Source organism: Nocardiopsis protaetiae (assembly GCF_045446735.1).
Taxonomy (GTDB): domain Bacteria; phylum Actinomycetota; class Actinomycetes; order Streptosporangiales; family Streptosporangiaceae; genus Nocardiopsis; species Nocardiopsis protaetiae.
Window position 1 is genome coordinate 23177 of sequence record NZ_JBJJBV010000043.1, and the last position, 23776, is coordinate 46952.

The 23776-nt window shown below is 73.5% G+C and carries 18 protein-coding genes and 1 tRNA gene; 8 read left to right on the top strand and 11 right to left on the bottom strand.

The features are described from left to right. Positions 1–4: 4 nt before the first annotated feature. From fabF to ACJOT3_RS09575, 4 genes are all read right to left on the bottom strand, one after another. Positions 5–1240 carry a beta-ketoacyl-ACP synthase II gene (gene fabF, locus ACJOT3_RS09560; RefSeq protein WP_406971015.1) on the bottom strand — a complete coding sequence of 412 codons (1236 nt, stop codon included), beginning with the start codon at positions 1238–1240 and terminating at the stop codon, positions 5–7. Between the two features lie 136 nt (positions 1241–1376). Then, the gene (locus tag ACJOT3_RS09565) at positions 1377–1616 is read right to left on the bottom strand and encodes an acyl carrier protein (protein WP_406971017.1); all 240 of its coding nucleotides are present in this window, start codon (positions 1614–1616) and stop codon (positions 1377–1379) included. 68 nt (positions 1617–1684) lie between these two features. Further along, positions 1685–2641 (bottom strand): beta-ketoacyl-ACP synthase III, encoded by a 957-nt coding sequence (locus ACJOT3_RS09570; protein WP_406971019.1) that lies wholly within the window; start codon positions 2639–2641, stop codon positions 1685–1687. A 4-nt stretch (positions 2642–2645) separates the two neighbouring features. Further along, positions 2646–3626 (bottom strand): ACP S-malonyltransferase, encoded by a 981-nt coding sequence (locus tag ACJOT3_RS09575; RefSeq protein ID WP_406971021.1) that lies wholly within the window; start codon positions 3624–3626, stop codon positions 2646–2648. 255 nt (positions 3627–3881) lie between these two features. Between ACJOT3_RS09575 and ACJOT3_RS09580 the strand changes: the two genes are divergently transcribed. Both ACJOT3_RS09580 and ACJOT3_RS09585 read left to right on the top strand, forming a co-directional pair. Continuing rightward, positions 3882–5096 (top strand): PucR family transcriptional regulator, encoded by a 1215-nt coding sequence (locus ACJOT3_RS09580; protein ID WP_406971023.1) that lies wholly within the window; start codon positions 3882–3884, stop codon positions 5094–5096. 312 nt (positions 5097–5408) lie between these two features. Further along, entirely contained in the window at positions 5409–6479 is a 1071-nt protein-coding gene (locus tag ACJOT3_RS09585) for a hypothetical protein (RefSeq protein ID WP_406971025.1), read from the top strand. Positions 6480–6608: 129 nt separating this feature from the next. Here ACJOT3_RS09585 and ACJOT3_RS09590 read toward each other — a convergent pair whose 3' ends face one another. Beyond that, the gene (locus tag ACJOT3_RS09590; RefSeq protein WP_406971027.1) at positions 6609–8264 is read right to left on the bottom strand and encodes an alkaline phosphatase D family protein; all 1656 of its coding nucleotides are present in this window, start codon (positions 8262–8264) and stop codon (positions 6609–6611) included. A gap of 129 nt (positions 8265–8393) precedes the next feature. Between ACJOT3_RS09590 and ACJOT3_RS09595 the strand changes: the two genes are divergently transcribed. The 5 genes from ACJOT3_RS09595 to ACJOT3_RS09615 all read left to right on the top strand — a co-directional run bounded on the left by ACJOT3_RS09595 (position 8394) and on the right by ACJOT3_RS09615 (position 10895). Beyond that, positions 8394–8804: a secondary thiamine-phosphate synthase enzyme YjbQ gene (locus ACJOT3_RS09595; RefSeq protein WP_406971029.1), complete on the top strand. Its 411-nt coding sequence runs from the start codon at positions 8394–8396 to the stop codon at positions 8802–8804. Between the two features lie 179 nt (positions 8805–8983). Then, positions 8984–9409, top strand: a complete 426-nt coding sequence (locus ACJOT3_RS09600; protein ID WP_406971031.1) for a DUF3052 domain-containing protein — start codon at positions 8984–8986, stop codon at positions 9407–9409. Between the two features lie 100 nt (positions 9410–9509). Then, positions 9510–9968 (top strand): peroxiredoxin, encoded by a 459-nt coding sequence (locus ACJOT3_RS09605; protein WP_406971033.1) that lies wholly within the window; start codon positions 9510–9512, stop codon positions 9966–9968. A gap of 63 nt (positions 9969–10031) precedes the next feature. Next, a tRNA-Val gene (locus ACJOT3_RS09610) sits at positions 10032–10105 on the top strand. 424 nt (positions 10106–10529) lie between these two features. Continuing rightward, positions 10530–10895, top strand: a complete 366-nt coding sequence (locus ACJOT3_RS09615; RefSeq protein WP_406971035.1) for a VOC family protein — start codon at positions 10530–10532, stop codon at positions 10893–10895. Positions 10896–10914: 19 nt separating this feature from the next. Here the strand turns inward: ACJOT3_RS09615 and ACJOT3_RS09620 are convergent, their stop codons facing one another. The 6 genes from ACJOT3_RS09620 to ACJOT3_RS09645 form a co-directional block, all read right to left on the bottom strand. After that, the gene (locus ACJOT3_RS09620; protein WP_406971037.1) at positions 10915–13350 is read right to left on the bottom strand and encodes a M14 family metallopeptidase; all 2436 of its coding nucleotides are present in this window, start codon (positions 13348–13350) and stop codon (positions 10915–10917) included. Between the two features lie 316 nt (positions 13351–13666). Beyond that, positions 13667–14587 (bottom strand): helix-turn-helix transcriptional regulator, encoded by a 921-nt coding sequence (locus ACJOT3_RS09625; RefSeq protein ID WP_406971039.1) that lies wholly within the window; start codon positions 14585–14587, stop codon positions 13667–13669. A 19-nt stretch (positions 14588–14606) separates the two neighbouring features. Next, a complete protein-coding gene (locus ACJOT3_RS09630; protein WP_406971041.1) occupies positions 14607–15332 on the bottom strand; it encodes an alpha/beta fold hydrolase in 726 nt (241 codons plus the stop codon). 244 nt (positions 15333–15576) lie between these two features. Then, the gene (locus tag ACJOT3_RS09635; protein WP_406971043.1) at positions 15577–21060 is read right to left on the bottom strand and encodes an ATP-binding protein; all 5484 of its coding nucleotides are present in this window, start codon (positions 21058–21060) and stop codon (positions 15577–15579) included. Between the two features lie 261 nt (positions 21061–21321). Next, positions 21322–22029, bottom strand: coding sequence for an NADPH-dependent F420 reductase (locus ACJOT3_RS09640; RefSeq protein ID WP_406971045.1), 708 nt, complete (start codon positions 22027–22029; stop codon positions 21322–21324). A gap of 25 nt (positions 22030–22054) precedes the next feature. Then, positions 22055–23086, bottom strand: a complete 1032-nt coding sequence (locus ACJOT3_RS09645) for an LLM class flavin-dependent oxidoreductase (protein ID WP_406971047.1) — start codon at positions 23084–23086, stop codon at positions 22055–22057. 114 nt (positions 23087–23200) lie between these two features. Here ACJOT3_RS09645 and ACJOT3_RS09650 point away from each other — a divergent pair, with 114 nt between their 5' ends. Next, complete coding sequence (locus ACJOT3_RS09650) at positions 23201–23686, top strand: MarR family winged helix-turn-helix transcriptional regulator (protein ID WP_406971049.1); 486 nt, start codon at positions 23201–23203, stop codon at positions 23684–23686. The last annotated feature ends 90 nt before the right edge of the window (positions 23687–23776 follow it).

The window sequence follows — 23776 nt, forward strand, 5'->3', positions numbered from 1 at the left end:
CGGGTCAGGCCCGGCGGAACACCAGCGCCACGTTGTGGCCGCCGAACCCGAAGGACTCGTTGATCGCGGCGACATCGCCGGAGGGCATGTCCCGGGGCTTGTCGCGGACGATGTCCACGGCCACCTCGGGGTCCAGCTCCTGGATGTTGATGGTCGGCGGGATGCGGCCGTCGTGCAGCGCCAGGATGGTGGCGATCGACTCCACCGCGCCCGCACCGCCCAGCAGGTGGCCGGTCATGGACTTGGTGGAGGTCACCGCGATCCGGTCGGCGGCCGAACCCAGCGCGGCGCGGATGGCGCGGGTCTCGCCCACGTCGCCCGCCGGGGTGGAGGTGGCGTGCGCGTTGACGTGCACGATGTCCTCGGGCGCCAGGTCGGCGTCGGCCAGCGCCTGGGTGATGGCGCGGGACTGGCCGGCGCCCTCCGGGTCGGGCTGGACGATGTCGTAGGCGTCGTTGGTGTAGCCGACACCGGAGGCGTGGGCGTACACCCGGGCGCCGCGCTTGGCGGCGTGCTCGGCCGACTCCAGGATGACGATGCCCGCGCCCTCGCCCATGACGAAGCCGTCACGGTCCTTGTCCCAGGGGCGCGACGCCGTCTGCGGGTCGTCGTTGCGGGTGGACAGGGCGCGCATCGACGCGAACGAGGCGATGTTGAGCGGGTGGATCGCCGCCTCGGTGCCGCCCGCGATGACGATGTCGGCGCGGCCGGCGCGGATCATGTCGACACCGTTGGCGATCGCCTCGGCGCTGGAGGCGCAGGCGCTGACCGGAACGTGCGAACCGGCGCGGGCGGTGTACTCCAGGCTGATGGCGGCGGCCGGGCTGTTGGGCATGAGCATGGGCACGGTGAACGGGGAGACCCGCCGCCAGCCCTTCTCACGGAAGGTGTCGTACTGCTCCAGGATGGTCAGGATGCCGCCGATGCCGCTGGAGACCACCACGCCCAGGCGCAGCGGGTCGACCTCGGGGGCCCCGGCGTCGGCCCAGGCCTCCTCGGCGGCGATGAGCGCGAACTGCTGCGTGCGGTCCAGCCGGCGCAGCCGCGGCTTGGGGAGCTTCTCCGAGGGTTCCTGCGCGATGCGCCCGGCGAAGTGCACCGGGAGGCTCTCGTGCCATTCCTCGGGCAGCGTGCTGATGCCGGAACGGCCGTCGAGGAGCGCGGACCATGTGGTGGCGACATCACCCCCGAGCGGGGTGGTGGCGCCGAGGCCGGTGACGACGACATCGGTCTTTGTCATGATCCGATCGCCCTTCGTGGGTCGGTCCCGGCTGCGGGGCCGGGCGTGGCGGAAGGCTGTGACTGGGGTGGTCCGGCGGGGTGGGCCGGTCGGGTCGCCGGGGCCGGGGTGACGGCCTCCCGGCGACCCGGACGGGTCACTTCTGGATGAAGGTGATGACGTCCTGGACCGTCTTGAGGTCCTTGAGCTGCTCGTCGGGGATCTCCACGCCGAACTTGTCCTGGGCGGCGACGGCGATCTCCACCATGGACAGCGAGTCGATGTCGAGGTCGTCCACGAAGCTCTTCTCCGGGGTGACCTCGGAGGGCTCGGTGCCGACGATCTCCTCGATGATGACGCCGAGGCCTTCCAGGATCTCCTGCTCGCTGTGAGCCATGTGCTTCTTCTCCTTGTTGCGTGTGTTCTGTGAACGGGGAGGCGGTCCGGATCTTCGGCCGCGTGCCGTCAGGGGATGCGGATCACCTGTGCGGCATAGACCAGCCCCGCGCCGAAGCCCAGGGTGAGGACGGTGCTCCCCGACGGGAGCTCCCCGCGTCCGATCATGCGCGACAGCGCGAGCGGGACGGATGCGGAGGAGGTGTTGCCAGCGGTGACGATATCGCGGGCCACGAGTGCCTGGGGCGCGCCCAGCTTCTTGGCGATCGACTCGACGATCCGCAGGTTGGCCTGGTGCGGGACGAACGCGGTGAGCTCCTCGGGAGCCACCCCCGCCCGCTCCAGCGCTTCCAGCGCGGTCTTGTACAGCTCGGTGGTGGTCCAGCGGAAGACCGCCTGCCCCTCCTGCCAGAGGTACTTGTGGTCGCGCAGGTAGATCTTGTCGGCGCGCTCGCCGGAGGAGCCCCACACCACCGGGCCGATGGCGTTCTCCTCCGAGGCGGAGACCACGGCCGCGCCGGCGCCGTCGGCGAAGATCACACAGGTGGAGCGGTCCTGCCAGTCCACCCAGTCGGAGAGCTTCTCCGAGCCGATGACCAGGACGTTGCGGGAGCTCCCGCCGCGCACCATGTCGGCGGCCACGCCCAGGGCGTAGCAGAACCCGGCGCAGGCGGCGTTGAGGTCGAACGCGCCCGGGGCGACGATGCCCAGCCGGGCGGCGACGGTCGCCGCGGTGTTGGGGATCTGGTCCTGCGGGGTGCAGGTGGCCACGATCACCAGGTCGATGTCCTCCGGGGACAGCCCGCCGGCGGCCAGGGCCTTGCCGCCCGCGGCCACGGCCATGCTCGCCACGGTGTCCTCGGGACCGGCGATGCGCCGCTCCTTGATGCCGACGCGGCTCTGGATCCACTCGTCGCTGGTGTCGACCCGCTGCTCCAGGTCGGCGTTGGTGACCACCTGGGCGGGCTGGTACTCGCCGAAGGAGCGGATCGCCGCGCCGCCGGGCACGCTCGGGGTGGGGAACATGAGGTCAGCCTTCCTGGTCGGTGCCCGCGGCGGAGGTCCCCGCGTGCTCCTTGATGAGGGCGCCGGCGCGCTCGATGTCCTCGGGCGTCTTGACCGCGAGGGTGTCGATGCCGCGCAGGGCGCGTTTGGCCAGACCGGTGAGGGTGCCCGCGGGGGTCAGCTCGATGAGGGCGGTGACGCCCAGATCCGCCAGGGTCTGCGTGCAGGCGTCCCAGCGCACCGGGGAGGAGATCTGGGAGACCAGCCGGTCCAGGTACTCCTTGCCGCTCTCGACCACCGCGCCGTCGGCGTTGGACAGGATCGGCACCACCGGGTCGGAGGGCGACAGGGTGTCGGCGGCCGCGCGCACCCGCTCCACGGCCGGGGCCATGTGCTCGGTGTGGAAGGCGCCCGCCACTGACAGGGGGCGCAGCCGGGCCTTCTCCGGCGGGTTCTCCGCGAACGCCGCCAGCTGCGCGGTGGTGCCCGCGGCGACGATCTGCCCCGAGCCGTTGTCGTTGGCCGGGGTGAGCCCCGCGGCGGCGATGGCCGCCAGCACCTGCTCGCGGTCGCCGCCCAGGACGGCGGTCATACCGGTCTCGGTGCGGGCGGCGGCGTCGGCCATGCCGCGGCCGCGTTCGGCCACCAGGGACAGCGCGTCCTTGGGGGAGAGCACACCGGCCACCGCGGCGGCGGTGAACTCGCCGACACTGTGTCCGGCGACGGCGTCCACGAGGGAGGCCTCCGCCGGCAGGGCCGGGGAGGGCGAGGTGAGCGGACCCAGGACCGCCGAGGCCGCGACCAGGCCCGCGCCGACCAGCAGCGGCTGGGCGACGGCCGTGTCGCGGATCTCGTCGGCGTCCGCGGTGGTGCCGTAGCGCACCAGGTCGAGCCCGACGACCTCCGACCACGCGGCGAGCTGCGCGGCGACGCCGGGCAGTTCGAGCCACGGGGAGAGGAAACCGGGGACCTGGGCACCTTGGCCGGGAGCAACGATTACAAGCACGACATCCACCTTGCCCTGTAGGAGATCACCGGTTGGAGGGGGAGGCACACGAAGTTCGCTCGGAGGTGCTTGTGGGAACCCCACAAACCCGTGTCCGACGTGTGTCCACAAGCCCGCAGGCCGGTGAGAGGGGTCACCCTCCGACGGTACATCCCCGCAGTCAGGGGGCCTTCCCGCCGCGTCCCGGAGGGCTTCAGCCCCGGAGCGCCGGGGTTGAGAGCGATCCCCGGGGGCGGGGGATGCGAACCTAGAGGGGTGAACACCGATGAGAACGCCGGGATCGACGAGCAGGAGCGCGTCCGCGCCGAAACGGTCCGCCGCCTGGAGCGCTCCATGGGCACCCTGGGCACCGCCGCCGTCGCCCGTATGGAGGAACGCCTGGGCTGGTTCCGCCGCATGTCGGCCCAGGACCGCTCCTGGGTGGGCCTGGTCGCGCAGTCCGGGGTGGCGGCCTTCGTCGACTGGTTCCGCAACCCCAGGCGGGGCCGCCCCGCCATCACCGTCGAGGTCTTCGGCACCGCCCCGCGCGAGCTGACCCGCTCGGTGTCCCTACAGCAGACCGTCGACATGATCCGCGTCGTCATCGACGTGGTCGAGGGCCAGGTCGACGAGCTGGCCGCCCCCGGCGGCGCCCAGCAGTTGCGCGAGGCCGTGCTGCGCTACACGCGCGAGGTGGCGTTCAGCTCCGCCAAGGTCTACGCCCGCGCCGCCGAGGCGCGCGGGGCCTGGGACGCCCGGCTGGAGGCGCTCATCGTCGACGCCCTGCTGCACGGCGACCGGGAGGACGGGCTCCAGACCTGGGGGTCGGCGCTGGGCTGGTCGCTCGCCCCGGTGATCACGGTGGCCGGGGAGATCGCCGAGGGCGACGACGAGGCCAAGGTCCTGGACGACCTGCGCTCGGCCGCGCGCCGCCTGAGCCACGACGTCCTGGCCGGAACCCAGGGCCGGCGCGTGGTCGTCGTGGTGGGCGTGGGGGAGCGCTACCCGGCCGAGGACCTGCCCGGGGCCGCCGCCGAGCCGCTGACCGGGCTGTTCGGCCCGGGGCCCGTGGTGGTCGGCCCGGTCGTGCCCGACCTGCGCTCGGCCGGGGCGTCGGCGCGGGCCGCCGTCAGCGGGCTGCGGGCCGCGGTGGCCTGGCCGGACGCGCCGCGCCCGGTGTCGGCCGCCGACCTGCTCCCGGAACGGGCGTTCCAGGGGGACGCCGAGGCGCGCGCCCAGCTGGTGCGGGAGGTGTACCTGCCGCTGGCCGGGGCCGGGTCGCCGCTGCTGGACACCCTGTCGGTGTACCTGGAGCACGCGTCGTCGCTGGAGGCGACGGCCCGCATGCTGTTCGTCCACCCCAACACGGTGCGCTACCGGCTCAGCCGGATCGCCGAGCTGACCGGCCACACGCCCTCCGACGGGCGGGGCTCGTTCGTGCTGCGGGTCGCCGTCGCGCTGGGGCGACTCTCCGAGGCCGCGGAAGGTTGACGTGGGATGTGTCATTCGTCCTGAAACCGCCGGGACCCTACCGGGAAGGGAACCCGGGACGTAACCTGATCGTTAGTCCACGATGCGCGCCCCCTTATCCGAGTTTCACCTGCGCCGGGTATGTCTATTACTGCCCGTGTGCGCCCGGGGACCGCATGAAAAGGGATAGCTTTGTAACGGTGAAGCGCGAGGTCCGTCCGGTCTGAGGGCACTCCCGGGTGGGGGCCCGCGCACACCGTCGGGTCACGACGTTCTTGGGGGGTCAACGCTGTGGTCGAACGGCCGAGGAAATGGTCCTGGACGGATAATCCGGTGACCGAGTTCGTGTTCCAGCCGACACAGGAGGGCGAGCTGCGCAGACGGGTGCTCTTCTGGCTGCCCGCGCCGCTTCCCGTGGTCGGTCTGGTCGCCCTGCTCGTGGGCGGTGCGCTGTCGGCCTCGGGGTGGACGATCCTGCTGGCGACGAGTGTGGGCGTTGGCACGCTGCTGATGTCCCTCATCGTCCAGCCCACACCGCTGCCCGAGGGGCTGGCTCCGCCGGTGTCCGCCCGCCGGGCGCTGCACCGGTTCCGCCAGTTCACCGGGCTGCGCATCGCGCTGGCCCTGTCCACGATGGTGATCGGCGCCGCCGCGGCGCTGGTGGGCGGCGGGCTGTACCCGCTGCTGGCCGCGCTGGCGCTGGCACTGCCGCAGCTGCTGCTGGCGATGCCCACCTTCTTCACCATCACCCGGGCCCGCCGCGCCATGGAGGCGTGGGGGACCACCGCCTACCTGTGGCACGCGCTCTCCCGCCCGGCCAAGGTCACCTGGCCGGTCCTCACCCCGGCGGCCAGGGCCTGGCGTTCGCGCCGGGTCGAGCGCTCCCGCGAGTCCATGCGCCAGAAGCTCGCCGAGCGGGCCTGGCGCAAGGCCGTGAGCGAGGAGGTCGAGCAGGCCGCGCAGGAGGACGCGGTGTCCGCCAACGAGCGCACCGACCTGCTGCGCCCGGTGGCCCCGCCGACCGTGTCTGCGGCGCCCGCGGCGCCTACGGCCGGCCCGGACGAGCCCACCGCGGTCGTCCCGCACCTGGGCGGCGACACGGCCGGGAAGGACTCCGGGAAGGACGGTGAGGAGCCCACCGCGGTCCTGCCGCACCTGACCGAGGAGAAGCCGACCGCCGTGCTCCCGCACCTGGGCGGGCCGGCCGCCGACGAGGACGGGCCGTCCGCCGACGGGGAGTCCGAGGACGCGGCGCAGAAGAAGCGCGAGGGCTCCGGGCCGCGCGCCACCGTCAACCGGGCCGCCCGGCAGTTCATCGAGCGCGGCAGCGGGGCCCTGGGCCTGGCCGTCCGCAAGACCCGCCGCGGCCACTCCAGCACCCGTCCCCACCCGCACAAGCCCTGACTCGTACGAGCTCTGATCCGTACGAGCACTGAGCCGTTCCCGAGCCGGCCGCCCCGACCCCGCGGCCCGCTCCGGACCCGCCCGGCCCGGCCCTGTGGCCCCGGAGGGCACCACGGGATTTCCGGCGGGTCAGACGTCCACGGTGGAGTGCACCTCGGGCAGGGCGTCGGGCCCGCCCTCGACCACGTGGTACCAGCGGGCCTGCGCGGTGCGGCCGGTGAAGGACACCTCGCCGATGGTGTTGCCGAAGTAGAGCCCCGAGGACAGCCGCCAGCGCAGCGACGGGGACGGCACCCGAGCCAGCCACGTCAGGACCCGCCCCGCCAGGTGCACCGGCGCGCTCGCCGACAGCCGCGCCATCCGGCGGAAGTTCACCGGCAGCCGGTTGCACAGCGGCGAGGACACCAGCTGCAGGATCGTCGACCCGCCCGCGCCCACGTCCCGGTGCCGGGCCGGGGCGGTGTAGGAGAAGTGGACGTCGCCGCTGAGCAGCAGCACCGACGCCGGGGCCGGACCGCGCTCGCCGCGCGCCACCCGGCCCACCGCGTCCGCCAGCCGCTCCAACGAGTACCGGAACGCACCCCAGTGTTCGAGGTCCAGGGCCTGGCGCAGCCGCTCGGCGGGGCCGCGCAGCCACCCGCCCCAGGCGCCCGCGCACACCGCCTCGTTCCACGCCTCCAGGTGGTGCACCGCGGGCGGCAGCAGCACCGGCACCGTCGAGGCCACCACCACGTGGTCGGGCCCGCCGGTCAGGTGCTCGTCCAGCCAGGCGTGCCCCGACGCCCCCAGGATGGACCGGGAGCCGTCCGAGGGGTCGCCCTCGCCCAGGGCGCGGCCGCACCGGGTGTCGAGCATCAGCACCCGCACGCCGCCGATGTCGTGGCGGTGGCTCCACCGGTAGGACTCCGGCTCCTCGTGCGCCCGCAGCGCGAACGCGTCCACCTCCTCCCCGGCGTCGGCCCGCGCGGCGCGCACACGCGCCCACAGGGGGTCCTTGTCGCGTTCGTCGGGGGAGAGGTTGCCCAGGTGCTGGTAGACCCAGTAGGCGCCCAGCCCCGCCGTGATCCGGGTGCGCCACCAGGGGTGGCCGTCCATGGCGCGCCGCCAGGCCGCCGAGGTGTTCCAGTCGTCCCGGACGTCGTGGTCGTCGAACACCATCAGGGTCGGCACCGTCGACAGCAGCCACCGCACCTGCGGGTCGCTCCACGACTGCCGGTACAGCTCGGCGTACTCGTCGAAGTGGACGACCTCGTCCTCGGGGCCCTCGCCGCCGGTCTCCTCCCGGTGCCCGCGCAGGAACGCGCGCATCGACTCCTGGATCTCGTCGGCGTACACCTGGTCGCCGATGAGCAGCAGCACCAGGTTGTCCTGCGCCGACTCCGCGGCCAGCCGCCGGGCCGTCGCCCGCAGCAGGTCCGGCCCGTAGCGGACCACCCCCTCGGGGGCGCCACCGGTGGGGGTACGGCACGAGCCGTACAGCAGCCGGGCCGGGGCGTCCGGGTCCAGGGTGCGCAGCGTGCTCGGCGGGAACGCCGACCCCGGCTCCGGCCACACCCGCTCCTCGTCCAGGAACACCTCGTACGGCAGCGCCGAGCCCGGTTCCAGGCCGGTGATCTCGCACACGGCGTAGTGGTGGCCGTGCACGGTGAACGTGTCCGCGGCCGCCGTCACCCCGCCGTCCGCCACCACGCGGACCCGGCCGGGCGCGGACGCCTGCACCCACACGGTCGCGGTGGTCGGGCCGACGTGCCGCAGCACGGGCCCCAGCGGTAAAGAGGCGGTCACCGTTCTCCCTCGTTTCGGCCGGGTCAGCACACGTAGTGGACGAGTATGGCCCCTCCCGGACCGTATCGCCATCCACAGGCCGAAAACGGGATGGTTGCACGAGAGCCCAGCCTGCGCGAAGGTGACGCTATGCGGACACAGATCCTGGAGTTGCACACCGGCGGATCGGAGAGCATCACCGACATCACCCGCCAGTGCGACGAGTTCGTCGCCGATAATGGAGGCGACGGCCTGCTCAACGTCTTCGTCCCGCACTCCACCGCGGGTGTGGCGATCATCGAACTCGGCGCGGGCTCCGACGACGACCTCCTGGCCAACCTCGACGACCTGCTCCCCGCCGACGACCGGTGGCGGCACGCACACGGGACGCTGGGACACGGCAGGTCGCACGTCATGCCGGCCTACGTCGCCCCGCAGACCACCGTTCCGGTGTTCTCGGGCCGCCTGGGACTGGGAACATGGCAGTCCATCGCGGTGGTCGACCTCAACGTGGACAACCCCGACCGCACGGTCCGGCTGTCCTTCCTCCCCTCCGGGTGAGGCGCTGGGGCGGCCCGGCGACGGGAACACGTTGACGGACGGGCCCGCTAGCGTGTGAACTAGGCCATCAGCGATGGTCGCGGGCACACGTGACGGGTGGCGGAAAAGGCCCGGCATCGTTGTGACAACTGCTTCGTGCAGGCAAGATTGAGAAAAACCATCTGTGGAGGAGAACTTTCGTGAGCGCGACCGCGGGCCAGGCACAGAGCGAGCGTGACTTGGCTGACCGACTCGGATTCAAGCCGGGTCAGGTGGTGCAGGAATTCAGCTTCGACGACGACGTCGACGAGAACCTGCGCGCATCCATCGCCGAGCTCACCGGTGAGGAGCTGGTCGACGAGGATTACGACGGCGACGTCGACGCCGCACTGCTGTGGTGGAGGTCCGACGAGGAGGGCGACCTGACCGACGTCCTCGTGGACGTGGTGACCACCATCGCCGACGGCGGCACGATCCTGGTCCTGACCCCCAAGGCGGGCCGTGAACTGCACGTGTCCCCCAACGATGTCGCCGAGGCGGCCACCACCTCCGGTCTGTCCCAGACCAGTGCGGTGAGCGTCGGAGCGGACTGGTCGGGAACGCGCCTGGTCGTGCCCAAGCGGTGACGGACATCACCCGTACGGGGTGACGCATCCGGTGCCGCGCGTCCCGCCTGCGGGCGCGCGGCGCTGACGGACGCCCGCACACGACCGAACGAACGAGTAGATGACCGACATCGTGCCGGGGGCCGCCGCCCCCGACTTCACCCTCCCGGACCAGTACGGGCGGGACACCGCGCTCTCCGCGCTGCGCGGCCGGCCGGTCCTGGCGGTGTTCTACCCGCTGGCGTTCTCCGGCGTGTGCTCCGGCGAGCTCGCCGAGCTGAGCGCCCGCCACGCCGAACTCGCCGAACTGGGCACGGTGCTGGCCATCTCGGTGGACTCGGTCTTCGCCCTGCGCACCTGGTCGGACCGGGAGGCGTTCCCGTTCGCCCTGCTGTCGGACTTCTGGCCGCACGGGGCCGTCGCCGACGCCTATGGGGTCTTCGACCCCACCCGCGGCACCGCCCGCCGCGGGACCTTCCTCATCGACGCCGAGGGCGTCGTCCGCTGGAGCACGCTCACCCCGATCTCCGAGCCCCGCGACACGGACGCCTACCTCGAACACCTGCGCGCCCTGGCCTGAACCGGGACGCGAAAACCGCGCGCGGGCCGCCGCCCCGAAGCGGTATGATCGCCTGCGACGCAGGGGCGCGTAGCTCAGCTGGTTAGAGCAATTGCCTTACAAGCAATAGGTCAGGGGTTCGAGTCCCTTCGCGCCCACTCCACTCTCACACGACCCTGCTCGGGGGCCTCCGGCCACCTCGCAGGGTCGTTGCGTCCCGCCTACCGGGGGGAGACCCCCCGAACCCCCCGAGGTACCCCCCTGCGGCCGGGACCGCGGTGATCGGCGGGGTGGATGGGGCCCTCTCTTACAACGCGAGGCCGCGCCTCGTGGGTTGTAGTTGGTTTGCGCAGGGTCCATTCCACTCTCACACGACCCTGCTCGGGGGCCTTCGGCCACCTCGCAGGGTCGTTGCGTCCCGCCTACCGGGGGGAGACCCCCCGAACCCCCCGAGGTACCCCCCTGCGGCCGGGGCCGCGCAGATCGGCGGGGTGGGCGGAACGATCCCTGACAACGCGAGGCCGCGCCTTGACGGCCCCGCCGGACCGCTCCGTCGCTTCGGCCGGGGTCAGGGTGCCGGGTATGCGGATGCTGCACCTGGGCCTGCGGGTCACCGACCTGGAGCGCTCGCTCGCCTTCTACACCGGGCTCGGGTACGTCGAGCTGGGCCGGCTGCCCGACGACCCGTTCGTCAGCCTTGAACTCGTGCACGACCCGGCGCGGCCGGTCCGGGGCACCGGGGCTGTGAACCACCTCGTCATCCAGGTGGACGACCTCGACGCCGTGATCGCCGACCTCGCGGGCAGGGGCATCGGGGCCGGGTTCCCCGCGGAACCCGGCCCGGGGGGCCGGACGTCCCGGGTGGACGACCGCGACGGCCACCGCGTCGAGCTGGTGCGGTGGCCGCCGGGTCGTCCCGCGGGGATGACGGAGGCCGACTTCGCCTGAGTCCGTCCCCCCGCGGGCGCTAGTCGGTGATGGTCCAGGTGCCGCGGCGGTGGTTGCGGGCGTTGCCGTCGGGGTTGTAGCCCCCCTCGACGTTGCCCGCGATGTCCACCGCGAACCAGTGGACGGTGGTCGTCTCCTCCAGGGTGAGGGTCTCCAGGTCCCCGCGCACGCCCGTCAGTTCCAGGCGGGGCGAGCTGTAGTCCGGGCGGCTGCCGTCGAGGGTGTAGTAGATCTCGGCGGGTTCGTTGGTCCGGAAGGCGACCTCCACCGGGCCGGTGTGCGCGCCCGCGCGCGGGGAGGCGTCCGAGCGCGGCCTGTACCGGTCCTTCTGGTATGCGAGGGCGACTTCGAGCATGTCGTAGAGGCCGTTGGCGTACTCCATGCCCTGGGCGTGGGCCTCGTCCCAGGGCGGCTGGAAGCCCGCCTGGCCCAGCTCGAAGTTCCAGGCGAAGATCCCGTTCTCGTACCAGAGGTGATCGCCGGAGTTGCCCGCCGCGGAGTACAGCACGTCGATGATCGGGCCGGTGCGGGCCGGGGTCACCACGGTGCCGCGGTGCTCCTTGATCGCGCCGAGGATGCTCGCCGACGACTCCCAGAAGTAGGCCTCCTGCATCGCGGTCGGCCGGGGCGTGGGGACGCGCCCCTCGACGATGTAGGCGCCCGGGGACCACATGAAGTAGTCGCCGGAGGAGTGGATGTTCATGGAGAAGTCGATGTTGTCGTGGGTGTCGACCAGCCACACCAGGTTCTTGTTCTCGGGCTGCGACAGCGGCCCCAGCTCCTCGGGCCCGGCGAAGGTACCACTGGTGCAGCTGAAGGAGGCCCCGGAGTAGCCGTCCCACAGGGTGTAGGCGCCGTAGTTGCGGTTGTTGTCCACACCCCACTGGGCGCCCTGTTCGACGGCCCACTGGTCGCGGGCGCCGTCGGTGGGGCAGTAGTTGGTCATGTTCTTGCGGTGCAGCGGCACGTCGTAGAACGAGTAGTTGGCGCCGTCGGGGTTGAACGACGGCATCAGGAAGATGTCGAGCTCGTCCACCAGCTCGGTGGTGGTGTCGTGGATGCCGTAGTTGCGCACCAGGCGCTCGGCGGTCTCGATGGTCACCAGCGGGGTCTGCCACTCGCGGGCGTGCTCCTGGGCGTAGCCCAGCACGCCGGTCTTGGAGCCGTCCCGGGTGGCGCCGATGCGCAGCGCGTAGACCGGCGCGGGTTCGCGGGAGACGTCGTCGGGCGCGTTGAGGAAGTCGCTCGCCCGGACCCGCTCGGCCTGCACCACCCCGGCGCCGGCGTTGTTCCGGTAGGTGAAGGCGCGGACCAGGCCGCCGGCCTCGGCGTTGACCGCCGCCACGACCTGGGCCGCGGTCGTGGTGACCGCGCCGGAGCCGTCGGTGGCCAGGGACACGGTGATCTCGGAGCCGTCCACGCCCACGGACAGCCCCGCGTCGGGGGCGCCGGGGTCGACCAGGTCCACGACGACGTCGTTGCCGCCCTCGTGGCCGTAGGCGAGCGACTCCACGATGACGCCGCGGTTCGCGTTCTGGCCGTTGACGCCCACGCCGAGGATCGCCTGCGCGTGGCGCCGGTAGCCGTTGGTGCGGTGCGGGAGCTCGATGACCTCGGCGATGTCGGGGTACTCGGCGGCGATCTGGTGGATCCGCTCATAGAGCTCGCCCGGGGTCATGTAGGCGTTGAGGAAGTCGGTGTAGGGCAGCGGGTCCCCGGGGCCGCGCGGGTCGGGCAGCCATTCGGTGACCTCCGCGACGGCGGTCCCCCCGTGCGGGCTGGTCACCCGGATGCGCTCGGGCCGCTCGTCCACCGTGGCCTGGCCGCGGTGGTACATGTACACCCCGACGTCGACGAACCGGCTCAGGGTCTGGGTCCCCCCGTCGCCGAACTCGGTGCCGGGCCCGGCGTCGCGCTCCACGGTCAGCTGGAAGTTCTCGGCCTGCCCGAAGTCGGAGCGGACCTCCACGGACAGGTGGTCGCCGGTGCGGCTGCGGAAGTAGTCCGCCCGCAGGATCTCCAGCCCGTCGGTGGCCGCCAGCGTCCGGGGGGTGTCGTGCGGCCCGTTCTCGGCCTGGAGCCGTTCGATGGTCTCCTCGCGCTCGTCGATGCGGTCCTGCGCGTCGGCCTCGGTGTAGATCACCTCGCCGAAGGTGAGCCCGGCGTCGCTGTAGGCCTCCACGTCGAAGGGGCCGACCACGGCCTGGGCGACGAACCCGCCGCCGTCCGCCGCGTCCAGCCGGGCGATGTCGCCGCCCAGTTCCACGAGCCGGTCGAGGTCGGCGCGGTCGTCCAGGAGGACCTCCACCACCGCGGGCCCGTCGAGGTCCGGGGCCGTCGCCCGGGGTGCGGCCGCCGCGGGCACCGCCGTCGGCAGCAGTAGCGCTGCGGCCGCCCCGAGGGCGAGCCCGGTGCGGCCCGCACGCCGCGACCCGTTCCATGTCATGCGTCCCATTGCGTCCTTTTCGCTCGGCGCGGAGCGGGCGGATGGCCCGGCGTCCACGGCAAGTGGCGCCACCGCCGTTCGGGCGGGGGCGGACGGGAGTGATCGGATCGGCCGCGGGACCACGGGACGGCACTCACACCGGAAGGGGGTCGACTGCTCGGGATCGGGGGGGCTGGGTCGGGGGAGGGGGACGTGGGGGAAGTGCCCGGGTGGACGGCGCGGCCGCCGTCGCACACCCGAATCGGCTGTCGGTCAGAGGCTTCCGTGGTGCCGGGGGCGCGTCAAGGACGGTAAGGCGAAAAATGTGCGCGGAGTGCCCCCGGGCTCACCGGCGCCCGCCCGCGCGGTAGCGCGTCGGGGTGACGCCCAGGCTCCGGCGGAAGACGCGGCGGGCGTGGTCGGGGTCGCTCCAGCCAGCGCGCCGCGCCACGACGACGACGGGGTCGTCGGTGGTCCGCAGCAGGTGCGCCATGCGTTCGGTCCGGACCGTGGCCAGGTACGCCATCGGGCCGCAGCCGAAGGCCTCCGCGAACACCCGGCCGAGCTGGGACGGGGACAGGTGCACCCGGTGCGCGAGCCCGTCCAGCGTCCAGGGCCCGGCCGGGTCCTCCCGGAGCAGGGCCGCGGCGCGGCGCGCCTCCGCGCGCAGGGACGCCAGGTGCCCCGCGGGCGGGTCGGTGCGCCGGGAGCGCCGGCGCCGTTCCGGGGAGGCGAACGTCGCCGCCCCGACGAACGGGCGGACCAGGTCGAGCACGGTGAACAGCAGGGCCTGGGCGCGGTAGAAGGCGGCGGGGCTCGGCTCCCGGCCGCTCAGGTCCGCCAGCTCCTCCAGGAGCGGGAAGACCCGCCCGGCCGTCTCCTCGTCCAGGGAGAGGACGCGCGCGGGGCGGACGTAGACCGCGTCGAGGATGTCGTGCGCCTCGTCCCGGCCGTCCACCCACGGCCGGTGCTGCCAGTACAGCTGGTCGAGCACGTAGTCGCGGTCCAGCGCCACGGTCACGACCTCGACGGCGGTGTCCGGCTCCCAGCCGCACAGGGCGTGCGCCCCCAGCATGACGACGCCGCCCCGCTCCACCCGCCGCTCCCCGAACCCGCCCAGGAGCACGGCCGCCCCCGACCGTACGAAGGCCAGGGTGATCCGCTCCGAGGCGGTCGGCCGCACCGGCGCGGTGACGGTCCGGACGTCCACGGTGACCGACTCCGGTCGCGCGTCCCCGTCCGCCGTCCCCCGCCGCCCGTTCCGCACGGGACGAGCATAGGCGCGGCTACAGCCACTCCCGCAGCCGCCCCGCGAGCAGGTCGGGCCGCTGGAGGGGGATGCCGTGCCCGCACCCCTCGACGATGTCGGCCTCGCTGCCGGGGAGCGCCTCGTGGAGCACGCGGACGGAGTCACGCATGAACCTCCGCTCCCGGGCGCCCGCGAGCACCAGGGCCCGGCCGGGGAAGTCCGCCCAGCCCGCGGGCACCGTGAACCGGATGTTCTCGCCGACGACCGCCGTCAGGGTCCGCCGGGAGATCCCCGCGGAGGTGCGCAGGTAGTCATCCATCAGCGGCTCGGGGATGAACAGCTCCCTGGCCTGGAGTTCGGCGAACCGCCTGTGGCGGGCGAGCCCGGCGGTCGCGCCGACCAGGCCGACCGTCAGCGCGGGGAACGGGGTGGGCACCGCCTGCGCGCTCACCACCACGGCCCGGTCGACGAGGTCGGGCCGGTGCGCGGCCAGCAGCACCGCGAGCTGGGCGCCGAGCGAGAACCCGACGACCGCCGCGGGGCCGCCCCGCTCCTGTTCGAGGAGGTCGGCCAGCTCCCGCACCGTCCGCTCGTGCGAACGGTACGGTGCGTCGGCGCCGCGGTCGTGCCCGGGCAGGTCGGGGACGACCAGCCGCACCCCGTCCCCGAGCCGCTCCCGCAGCGGGTCCCACATCCACCCGGCGACGCCCCCGCCGTGCAGGAGCAGCACGGCCGGGGCCCCGGCCGGCCCGAACGTCCTCACGTACACCCTCGGATCCCCTCTGCGCGCGGGTGCGGGCCGCCCCCGGCACCTGTACCGATTCTGGTCCCGCCGGGCCCCGTGCGCCGCCGATCCGGGGCCGCGCGCGCGGATCCGGCGGCTCCCTGCGCGGATCCGCCGGTTCCGGCCGCCTCGCGCCGCCTCGCACCGCCACCGGCGGCGGGCACGCGAAAGGGCCCGGCGGCCCATATGAATTCACACGGCGCCGGGCCCTCTCAGGCGCCGGTCAGCGCTTGAGGCCGTGCTCGATGGCCTCGATGATCCGCGGCCGCAGCTCCGCCGCGCCGATGATCGCGTCCACCGAGCCCACCTCGACCGCGCGCTGGATGCTGTGCACCCGGTCGAACTCCGCGGCCACCTCGCCGAGCTTCTCGGCCCGCACCGAGGCGCGCACCTCGGCCAGGCTGGTGTTGAGCCCGGCCCGCTCGGCGCCGCTGGTCTCGGCCACCCGGTTCTGCAGCTCCACCACGCGCGGGTCGCGCGCGGTCCGGTTGTCCACCTCGCCGGAGAACACCACGGCCGCCGCCGGGGCGCCGCCGAGCACCGACGCGAACGAGCCCTCCAGGGCCAGCACCGTCATGTTCGGGTTCAGCGCCTTGGAGAACACCACGAACGCGCCGCCGTGGTAGCGGGAGATCACGCAGAACACGATCGGGCCGTCGAAGTTGACGATCGCCCGGCCGATCTCCGCGCCGTACTCCAGCTGGAGGGCGCGCATCGACTCCGGCGAGCCGTCGAACCCGGACAGGTTCGCCAGCACCACCAGCGGCCGGTTCCCCGACGCCGCGTTGATCGCCCGGGCGACCTTCTTGGACGACTTGGGGAACAGCGTGCCCGCCGTGTAGGTGTCGGGGCCGTCGGCGGGCGGGAAGCCGCGCCGCGGCACCGACCGCGACTCGATGCCGACCAGGCAGACCGGCTGCCCGCCCAGGTGCACGTCCTGCACCACCGCGGTGTCGGCGTCGGCCATGCCCGCCCAGCGCTCCAGCACCGGGTGGTCCAGGTCGGACAGGGCGCGCATGACCGTGCGGATGTCGAAGGGCTTCTTGCGGTCCGGGTTGTGCTCGGCGGAGAAGATCTCCCCGACCGTGGTGAAGTCGCTGCCGTCGACCCGGTGCGGGTAGTCGGACACGTCGCGGCCGACGGGGTCGGTCGTCTGCGCCCGGCGCGGCTTCTCCTCGCCCGGGGCGATGTAGGTGTGCTCGTAGTGCGCCATCAGCACGTCGCGGGCGGCCGGCAGGTCGGGCGCCCAGTACTGGGCCTGGCCGTTGGGGCCCATGACCCGGTCGTGGCCGCCGATGCCGAAGTTGTCCTCGGCGGACACGCCGCCGGAGAAGTCCAGCGACTGCTTGCCGGTGAGCACCATCGCCGAGTCCGGCGTCATCACCAGGATGCCCTTGGTGTGCATGAGCATCGTCGCCTCGGCGTTCCAGTACGGCTGGGCGCCGACGTTGATGCCCGCGACCACGATGTTGATCTCGCCACCGGCCTGGGTGAACTCGACGATGCGCCGGAGCGCGGCCGCCACCCAGTCCATGTTCTCGGTGCCCGAGGACATGGAGATGCGGGCGCCCGCGGACAGGGCGAACCACTCCAGCGGCACCCCCATCCGCTCGGCCAGGTCCAGGGCGGCGATCACCCGCGAGCACTCGGGCTCGGACAGGGCGCCCAGCGCCTTGGTCGGGTCGCCGAACAGCACCACCCGGGTGACGCCCTGCGGGTGCAGCGCGGTGGGCGTGGTGACGACGCCCGCGACGAGCGCCGCGGTGTTGCCGCCCTTGGGGCGGTCCACCGGCACCAGGTTCCCGTCGCCGTCGAGGTCGTGCTCGACGAAGGAGCCCTGAGGGCCGGTGAGCATGCCGGTGAGCTCGTAGGGGTAGACGGTGCCGCGGCGGGCCGCGCGCAGCACCTTCTGGCGGTAGTTGTCCAGGACCGGGACCGGCTCGGTGGAGGGCCGGTCGATGTGCACCTGCGGACCCTGGGCGGGGTCCAGGGTGATCCGCACCGCGACCTCGGCCAGCTCGCCGCCGGCGTTGCGCTGGCGGGCCACGAATTGGACCTCCTCCAGCCCGGCGCCCTCGGTGGTGGGCAGGATGCGCTGCACCAGGGTGTCCAGCTCATCGAGGTCGATCTCGGTCGACGGCCAGACGTACATGAGGATGCGGTTGGTGTCGAACCTCTTGTGCTGGGGCCGCCGCGCCTGGACGTTGCGGATGGCCTCCAGGCAGCCGCTGAGGGTGTCCTCCACGGCGGGCAGCGCGATGAGGCGGCCCTCGGAGTCGCGCAGCGGGGTGAGGTCGCGGACCTGGCTCAGCGCGATGAGCCGCTCGTCGGCCGGGTTGCTGCGGGCCACGGCCTTGAACAGATAGATCTCCTCGTCGGCGGAGGACAGCCGGGTGAGGTCGAACTCCTGGAGCCGCTGCAGCTGGAGCCGCTGGGCCAGCTGGGGGTGCAGGCCGCGGATGAGCCGGTCCTCGGACAGGCCGTCCTCTCCGGGGCGGAACGTGAAGTGGTGGTGCATCACGGTGCCGCCCGCGCCGGCCACGGTGGTGGTGATGCGGCGCACGCCCGCCGGGAACTCCCGGCCGGCCAGCAGCTCGCCCAGGCGCACCGCCATCGCGTCCACGTCCGGCTGGTCCTCCCAGCCGATGTAGAGGTCGGCGACCAAGCCCCGCTCGGGCGCGCCGACCGCGGCCGCGGCGACGGCCTCCAGCGCTGCGGGCAGCGCGGAGATGTCCACCGCGGTGGTGAACAGGCGGGTGGCGCCCCGCGGGTCGGCGTGGTCGGCGGTGACCGTCCGGCAGCCCGCGGTCTCGCCGACCGAGACCGCGGACAGGCCGCGGTTGCCGTAGTAGCGGCGGGTCAGCACCTCCAGCAGCGGCCCGTGGTCGCGGCCGGGTCGCCCGATGCGCTGCCCGATGAGGCGGACCAGCGGCTCGGACCCGGCCACCATGGCCTGGATGCGCTCGGCGCGGTCCGGGGCGTCGGGGTTCTTGTCCAGGTGGCGCAGGTCGTCGCGGACCGCCGCGTACACCTCGGCGCGGTTGCGGCGCAGCAGCGGCTGGGTGAACCAGCGGAACACGGCGCCGCGGGCCAGGTCGGACACGGCCGGGAAGCGGACCTGGGTGGCGGCCACCAGGTGCTCCAGGGTGAGCCCGGCGCGCTCGGCGATGGCCTGGGCGGGCTGTGCCCCGGCCAGCCAGGCGCGCAGCAGCCCGGACACGGCCTCCACGTGCGCGGCCATCCGCTGCTGGGTGAGGAAGATCCGGAAGACCGCGTCCTCCAGCTCGGGGGTGCGGTCCAGGCCGGTGACGCCGTAGCGGGCCAGGACCGCGGTGAGTGTGGCCTCGAACGCCGGGGTGACCGCGGCGCGCTCCACGTCCAGGCTCTGCAGGTAGCCGTGGAACAGCTCGCGGGGGCTGTGCACCTGGGCGTCGCGCTCGGCGTCGGAGGCCCCGGCGGGCCGGTTGCGGCTCAGTTCGGACAGGTCGGCGAACAGCGCGACCAGCTCCAGCTCGCCCTCGGAGGGGCGGTCGCCCAGTTCGGCGCGGGCGGCCAGGTAGCCGGCCAGCGCCCGGTCGACCTCGGCGCGGTCGAAGTCGTAGCCCAGCAGCGCGGCGCGCAGGTCCCGCAGGCCGCGTTCGGCGCGCTCGGCGGCGGTGGGGGCGGCGGCCTCGGCGGGCAGGTCGATCTCCACGGCGGAGCCGGACTCCTGCGCGGTGCCCTCGTCCTCGTCGGCCAGCGGCTCCAGGCGCATCAGCGGGGCGCCGGTCTCGACCTGGCCGCCCACGGACACCGGGCACTCGCGGACGCGGGCGCGGAACGGCGCGCGCAGCACCGTCTCCATCTTCATGCTCTCCAGCACCAGGATGGGGGCGCCCGCCTCGACCTCGTCGCCGACCGCCAGCGGGGTGGCGACCACCAGGGCGGGGGCGGGGGAGCGGACCACGCCGCCCTCGTCGAGGCTGATCCGGTGGGTGACGCCGTCGATCTCCACCAGGTGGACGGGGCCGTGCACGGCCGACACCATCCGGTACCGGTGGCCGTTGACCGTGATCCGGCCGCTGTAGGCGTCGAAGCGCTCCAGCGAGACGTCGGCGGGGTGGACGTCGCCGCCGCCGGAGACGCCGACGCGGAAGCGGTCCGGCCCGGTCCGGGCGACGCTCACCCGGTAGCCGACCCCGCGGAGCTTGAGGTCCAGGGGGCGGCCCGGGTCGTGCTGCACCTGGGGACGGCCGCCGTGCGCGGTGGACAGCAGCCGGCGGCGGCTCACCTCCTCGGTGTCCAGGTAGGCCTCGATGGCGGCCGCGGCCAGGGCGACCGCGGAGTGCCGGTGGTCGACCAGGCGGCCCTCGGCGCGCACGCGGTCGATCCAGCCGGTGTCGGCGCCGGCGTCGATGACCTCGGGCTGGTCCAGGAGTTCGAGCACGAAGCCCTTGTTGGTGGCGCCGCCCTCGATGACGACGGTGGTCTCGGCCATCGCGCGGCGCAGCCGGGCCAGCGCCTGCTCGCGGTCACTGCCGTAGGCGATGACCTTGGCGATCATCGAGTCGAAGTCGGCGGGGATCTCGTCGCCCTCGCGCACGCCGGTGTCCACGCGGATGCCGGGGCCGACGGGGAAGCGCAGGTGGGTGATGCGGCCGGGGGAGGGGGCGAAGTCGCGGTCGGGGTCCTCGGCGTTGAGGCGGGCCTCGACGGCGTGGCCCTCCTCGCGGGGCGGGGCGCCCTCGAGGCGGCCGCCGGAGGCCACGTGCAGCTGGAGCCGGACCAGGTCGGTGTCGGTGGTGACCTCGGTGATGGGGTGCTCGACCTGGAGGCGGGTGTTGACCTCCAGGAACGCGAACAGCTTCTCGCCGGGGTGGTAGAGGAACTCCACCGTGCAGGCGCCGCGGTAGCCGACGGCGACGGCGAGCCGCTCGGCCGAGGCCTTGAGGTCGGCGACCTGCTCGGGGGCCAGGACGGGGGAGGCGGACTCCTCGATGATCTTCTGGTTGCGGCGCTGCACGGAGCAGTCGCGCACGCCCAGTGCCCAGGCGGTGCCCTGGCCGTCGGCGATGACCTGGACCTCGACGTGGCGGGCGCCGGTGACCAGGCGCTCCAGGAAGACGACGCCGGAGCCGAAGGCGCGCAGCGCCTCCTGGCCGGTGCGCTCGTAGGCCTCGGCCAGCTCCTCGCCGGAGGACACCTTGCGGATGCCGCGCCCGCCGCCGCCCGCGGTGGCCTTGAGCATCAGCGGGTAGCCGATCTCCTCGCCCGCGCGCAGCGCGTCCTCCAGGGTGGCGACCTCGCCGCGGCTCCACGGGGCGACCGGGACGCCGACCTCCTCGGCGATCAGCTTGGCGCCGATCTTGTCGCCCAGGCGGCGCATCGCGTCGGCGCTGGGGCCGATGAAGGTGACGCCGACCTTCTCGCACAGCTCGGCGAAGGCCGGGTCCTCGGCGACGAAGCCCCAGCCGACCCAGGCGGCGTCGGCGCCGGTCTCCACCAGGGCGCGTTCGAGGACGGCGAGGTCGAGGTAGGGGCGGGCCGCGGCCGGGCCCAGGGAGTAGGCGATGTCGGCCTCGCGCACGAAGGTGGCGTTGCGGTCGGCGTCGGTGTAGAGGGCGACCGTTTCGATCCGTGCCCCGGTTTCGGCGGAAAGCTCTCGGACGGCGTGGATGAGCCGCATCGCGGCCTCTCCACGGTTGACGATGGCGACACGACCGAACACCGGCCGACCTCCCCGATTGTTTGACGACAGAAGGCGACCTCCGGGGTGTGGAGGCCGCCTTTCCCAGCTTGTTCCTCTACTCTCCTGGATCACTCTCGGGCATGCGATATTCCGAATCACTCACAGCTGGGGCCGAACCTTGTGGGAACTCCACAAATGGCACTCGGGTCCATCCGCTTCACGTGACCGATCCCACCCGGGGCCGCGCCCCCGGCGTCACCTGGGGGCGTGCCGGGGACCCGCCGGGGGCCGGAGCGGCCTTCAGGCCGGGGCCCCGCCGCGGGCGGCGATCACCGCGCGCCCGCGCTCGGAGTCGGGGAAACGCGTGATCATCTCCCGCAGCTCCCCGGCGCCGACGTTCGCGCCGAAGGCCGGGGTGCCCGGCTCCAGGCGCACGCCCGCGGCCAGCGGACCGGCCACCACCGGGTCGAACCCGAGCGCGTCCACCAGGCCCGCCACCAGGTCCACGTCGGCCGGGTCGTCCCCGGCGACCGCGATCGCCCGGCGCCCGGGGGAGCCGGCGGGCAGTGCCCCGTCCTCCAGGTCGTGGTAGCCCATGTGGTTGAACGCCTTGACGACCCGGGCCCCGGACAGGAACCCCTGGACGATCTCGCTGGAGGAGGTGCGCGGGTCCACCAGGTCCTCGCGGATCCCGTCCACCTCCCACCAGTAGTTCATCGCGTCGATGACGACCTTGCCGGCCAGCGCCCCGGCCGGGATCGCCCGGTACTTGCCCAGCGGCAGCGCCAGCACCACCACGTCGGCCTTGTCCGCGGCCTCCTCCCCGGTCACCGCCTCGGCGCCCGGGGCGAGCACGGACACCGTCAGCTCGATCTCCGCGGGGTCGCCCGACCCGGCGATCAGCACCCGGTGCCCGGCGGCCAGCGCCAGCCGGGCCAGCACCGTGCCGACCTTGCCCGCGCCCAGGACGCCCAGGGTGAGGGCGCCCGCCTGTTCCATCCCGTTCATGGGTCTTCGCCTTTCCGGTCGGGAGTCAGCCTGCGAGGATGTCGCGGACCATCGGGACGACCCGGGTCCCGTACAGTTCGACCGCGCGCATGCGGTCCTTGGCCGGGGTCGACCCGGAGGAGTAGATCAGGTCGAACCGGCCCACCCCCAGGGCCCGGACGGCCGCGGCCATCTTGCGGGCCACGGTCTCGGGCGAGCCGACGTACATCGACCCGTGGGCGATCTCGGACTCGAACTCCTCCGGGCGCAGCGGCGGCCAGCCGCGCTGGGCGCCGATCCGGTCGCGGATGACCTTGTACCGCGGGTAGAAGATCTCCCTGGCCCGCTCGTCGGTGTCGGCGACGAACCCGGGGGAGTGCATCCCCACCGGGTGCGCGACCGTGCCGAACTGCGCCGCGGCCCGCTCGTACAGCTCGGTGTAGGGCTTGAAGCGCTCCGGGGACCCGCCGATGATGGCGAGCATCAGCGGCAGCCCGTGGCGCGCGGTGCGGATGACCGACTGGGGCGAGCCGCCGACTCCGACCCAGGTGTTCAGCCGCCCGGACTCGGTCTTGGGGAACACGTCGGCGTTCTCCAGGTCGGCGCGGACCGTGCCGCTCCAGGTCACCGGCTTCTCGTCGAGCAGCTTGACGAAGAGGTCGATCTTCTCCTCGAACAGCACGTCGTAGTCGCGCAGGTCGTAGCCGAACAGCGGGAAGGACTCGGTGAACGAGCCGCGGCCCAGGATGACCTCGGCCCGCCCCCGTGACAGGGCGTCCACGGTGGCGAAGCGCTGGAAGACCCGCACCGGGTCGTCGGAGCTGAGCACGGTCACACCCGACCCGAGTTTGATGCGGGAGGTGCGTCCGGCGATCCCGGCCAGCACGGTCTCCGGGGTGGAGATGGCGTACTCGGGCCGGTGGTGCTCGCCCAGGGCGATCGCGTCGACGCCGATCTCGTCGGCGAGGACGGCCTCGTCGACGACCTGGCGGATGGCCGCCCCGTAGGAGAGCAGCTCTCCGTTGTCGCCCTCGGGGACGTCGCCGAAGGTGTCGAGTCCGAACAGCAGGTCAGACATGGGTGTCCTCCTTGACGGGGAGGCGTCGGCCCCCGGCCGCATATTGATTGACGCGTCAATTATGCAATCATATGATTGACGTGTCAATCAGGTGGTCGAGAGGGAGGCCCTCAGATGAGCGACGACACCCGGGTGCGGCGGCGCCGACGCCTGCCCACCCGCGGGGAACTGCACGACTGGCGCGCGTTCACCGAGACCACGGAGGCCCTGCGCGCCGAGCTGGCCGCGCGCCTGCAGAACGAGACCGGGCTCTCGCCGTCCGACTACACGGTCCTGCTCGCCCTGTCCGAGGCCGAGGGGGAGAGACTGCGCTCCTCCGAGCTGGCCGACGCCGTCGGCTGGGAGCGCAGCCGCCTCTCCCACCACCTCAAGCGCATGGAGCGGCGCGGGCTGATCCGCCGCGAGGACTGCGCCGTCGACAACCGGGGCGCCGAGATCGTCCTGGAGAAGGAGGGGGCGGCGGCCTTCCACGGCGCGACCGTCCCGCACCTGACCGCGGTCCGCGAGCTGTTCGTCGACGCCCTCACCCCGGAGCAGATCGCCGCCGCCGGGGAGATCGCCCGCGCCCTGCGCGCCCACCTGGACGTGCACGCCCCCTGACCCGCCCCGCCACCCGCCGCCGGGCCGCGGGGCGGGTGCGACCGGGAGACGGGGGCGGCCGGGCGGGAGGGCGCCGCACGCCCTCCCGCC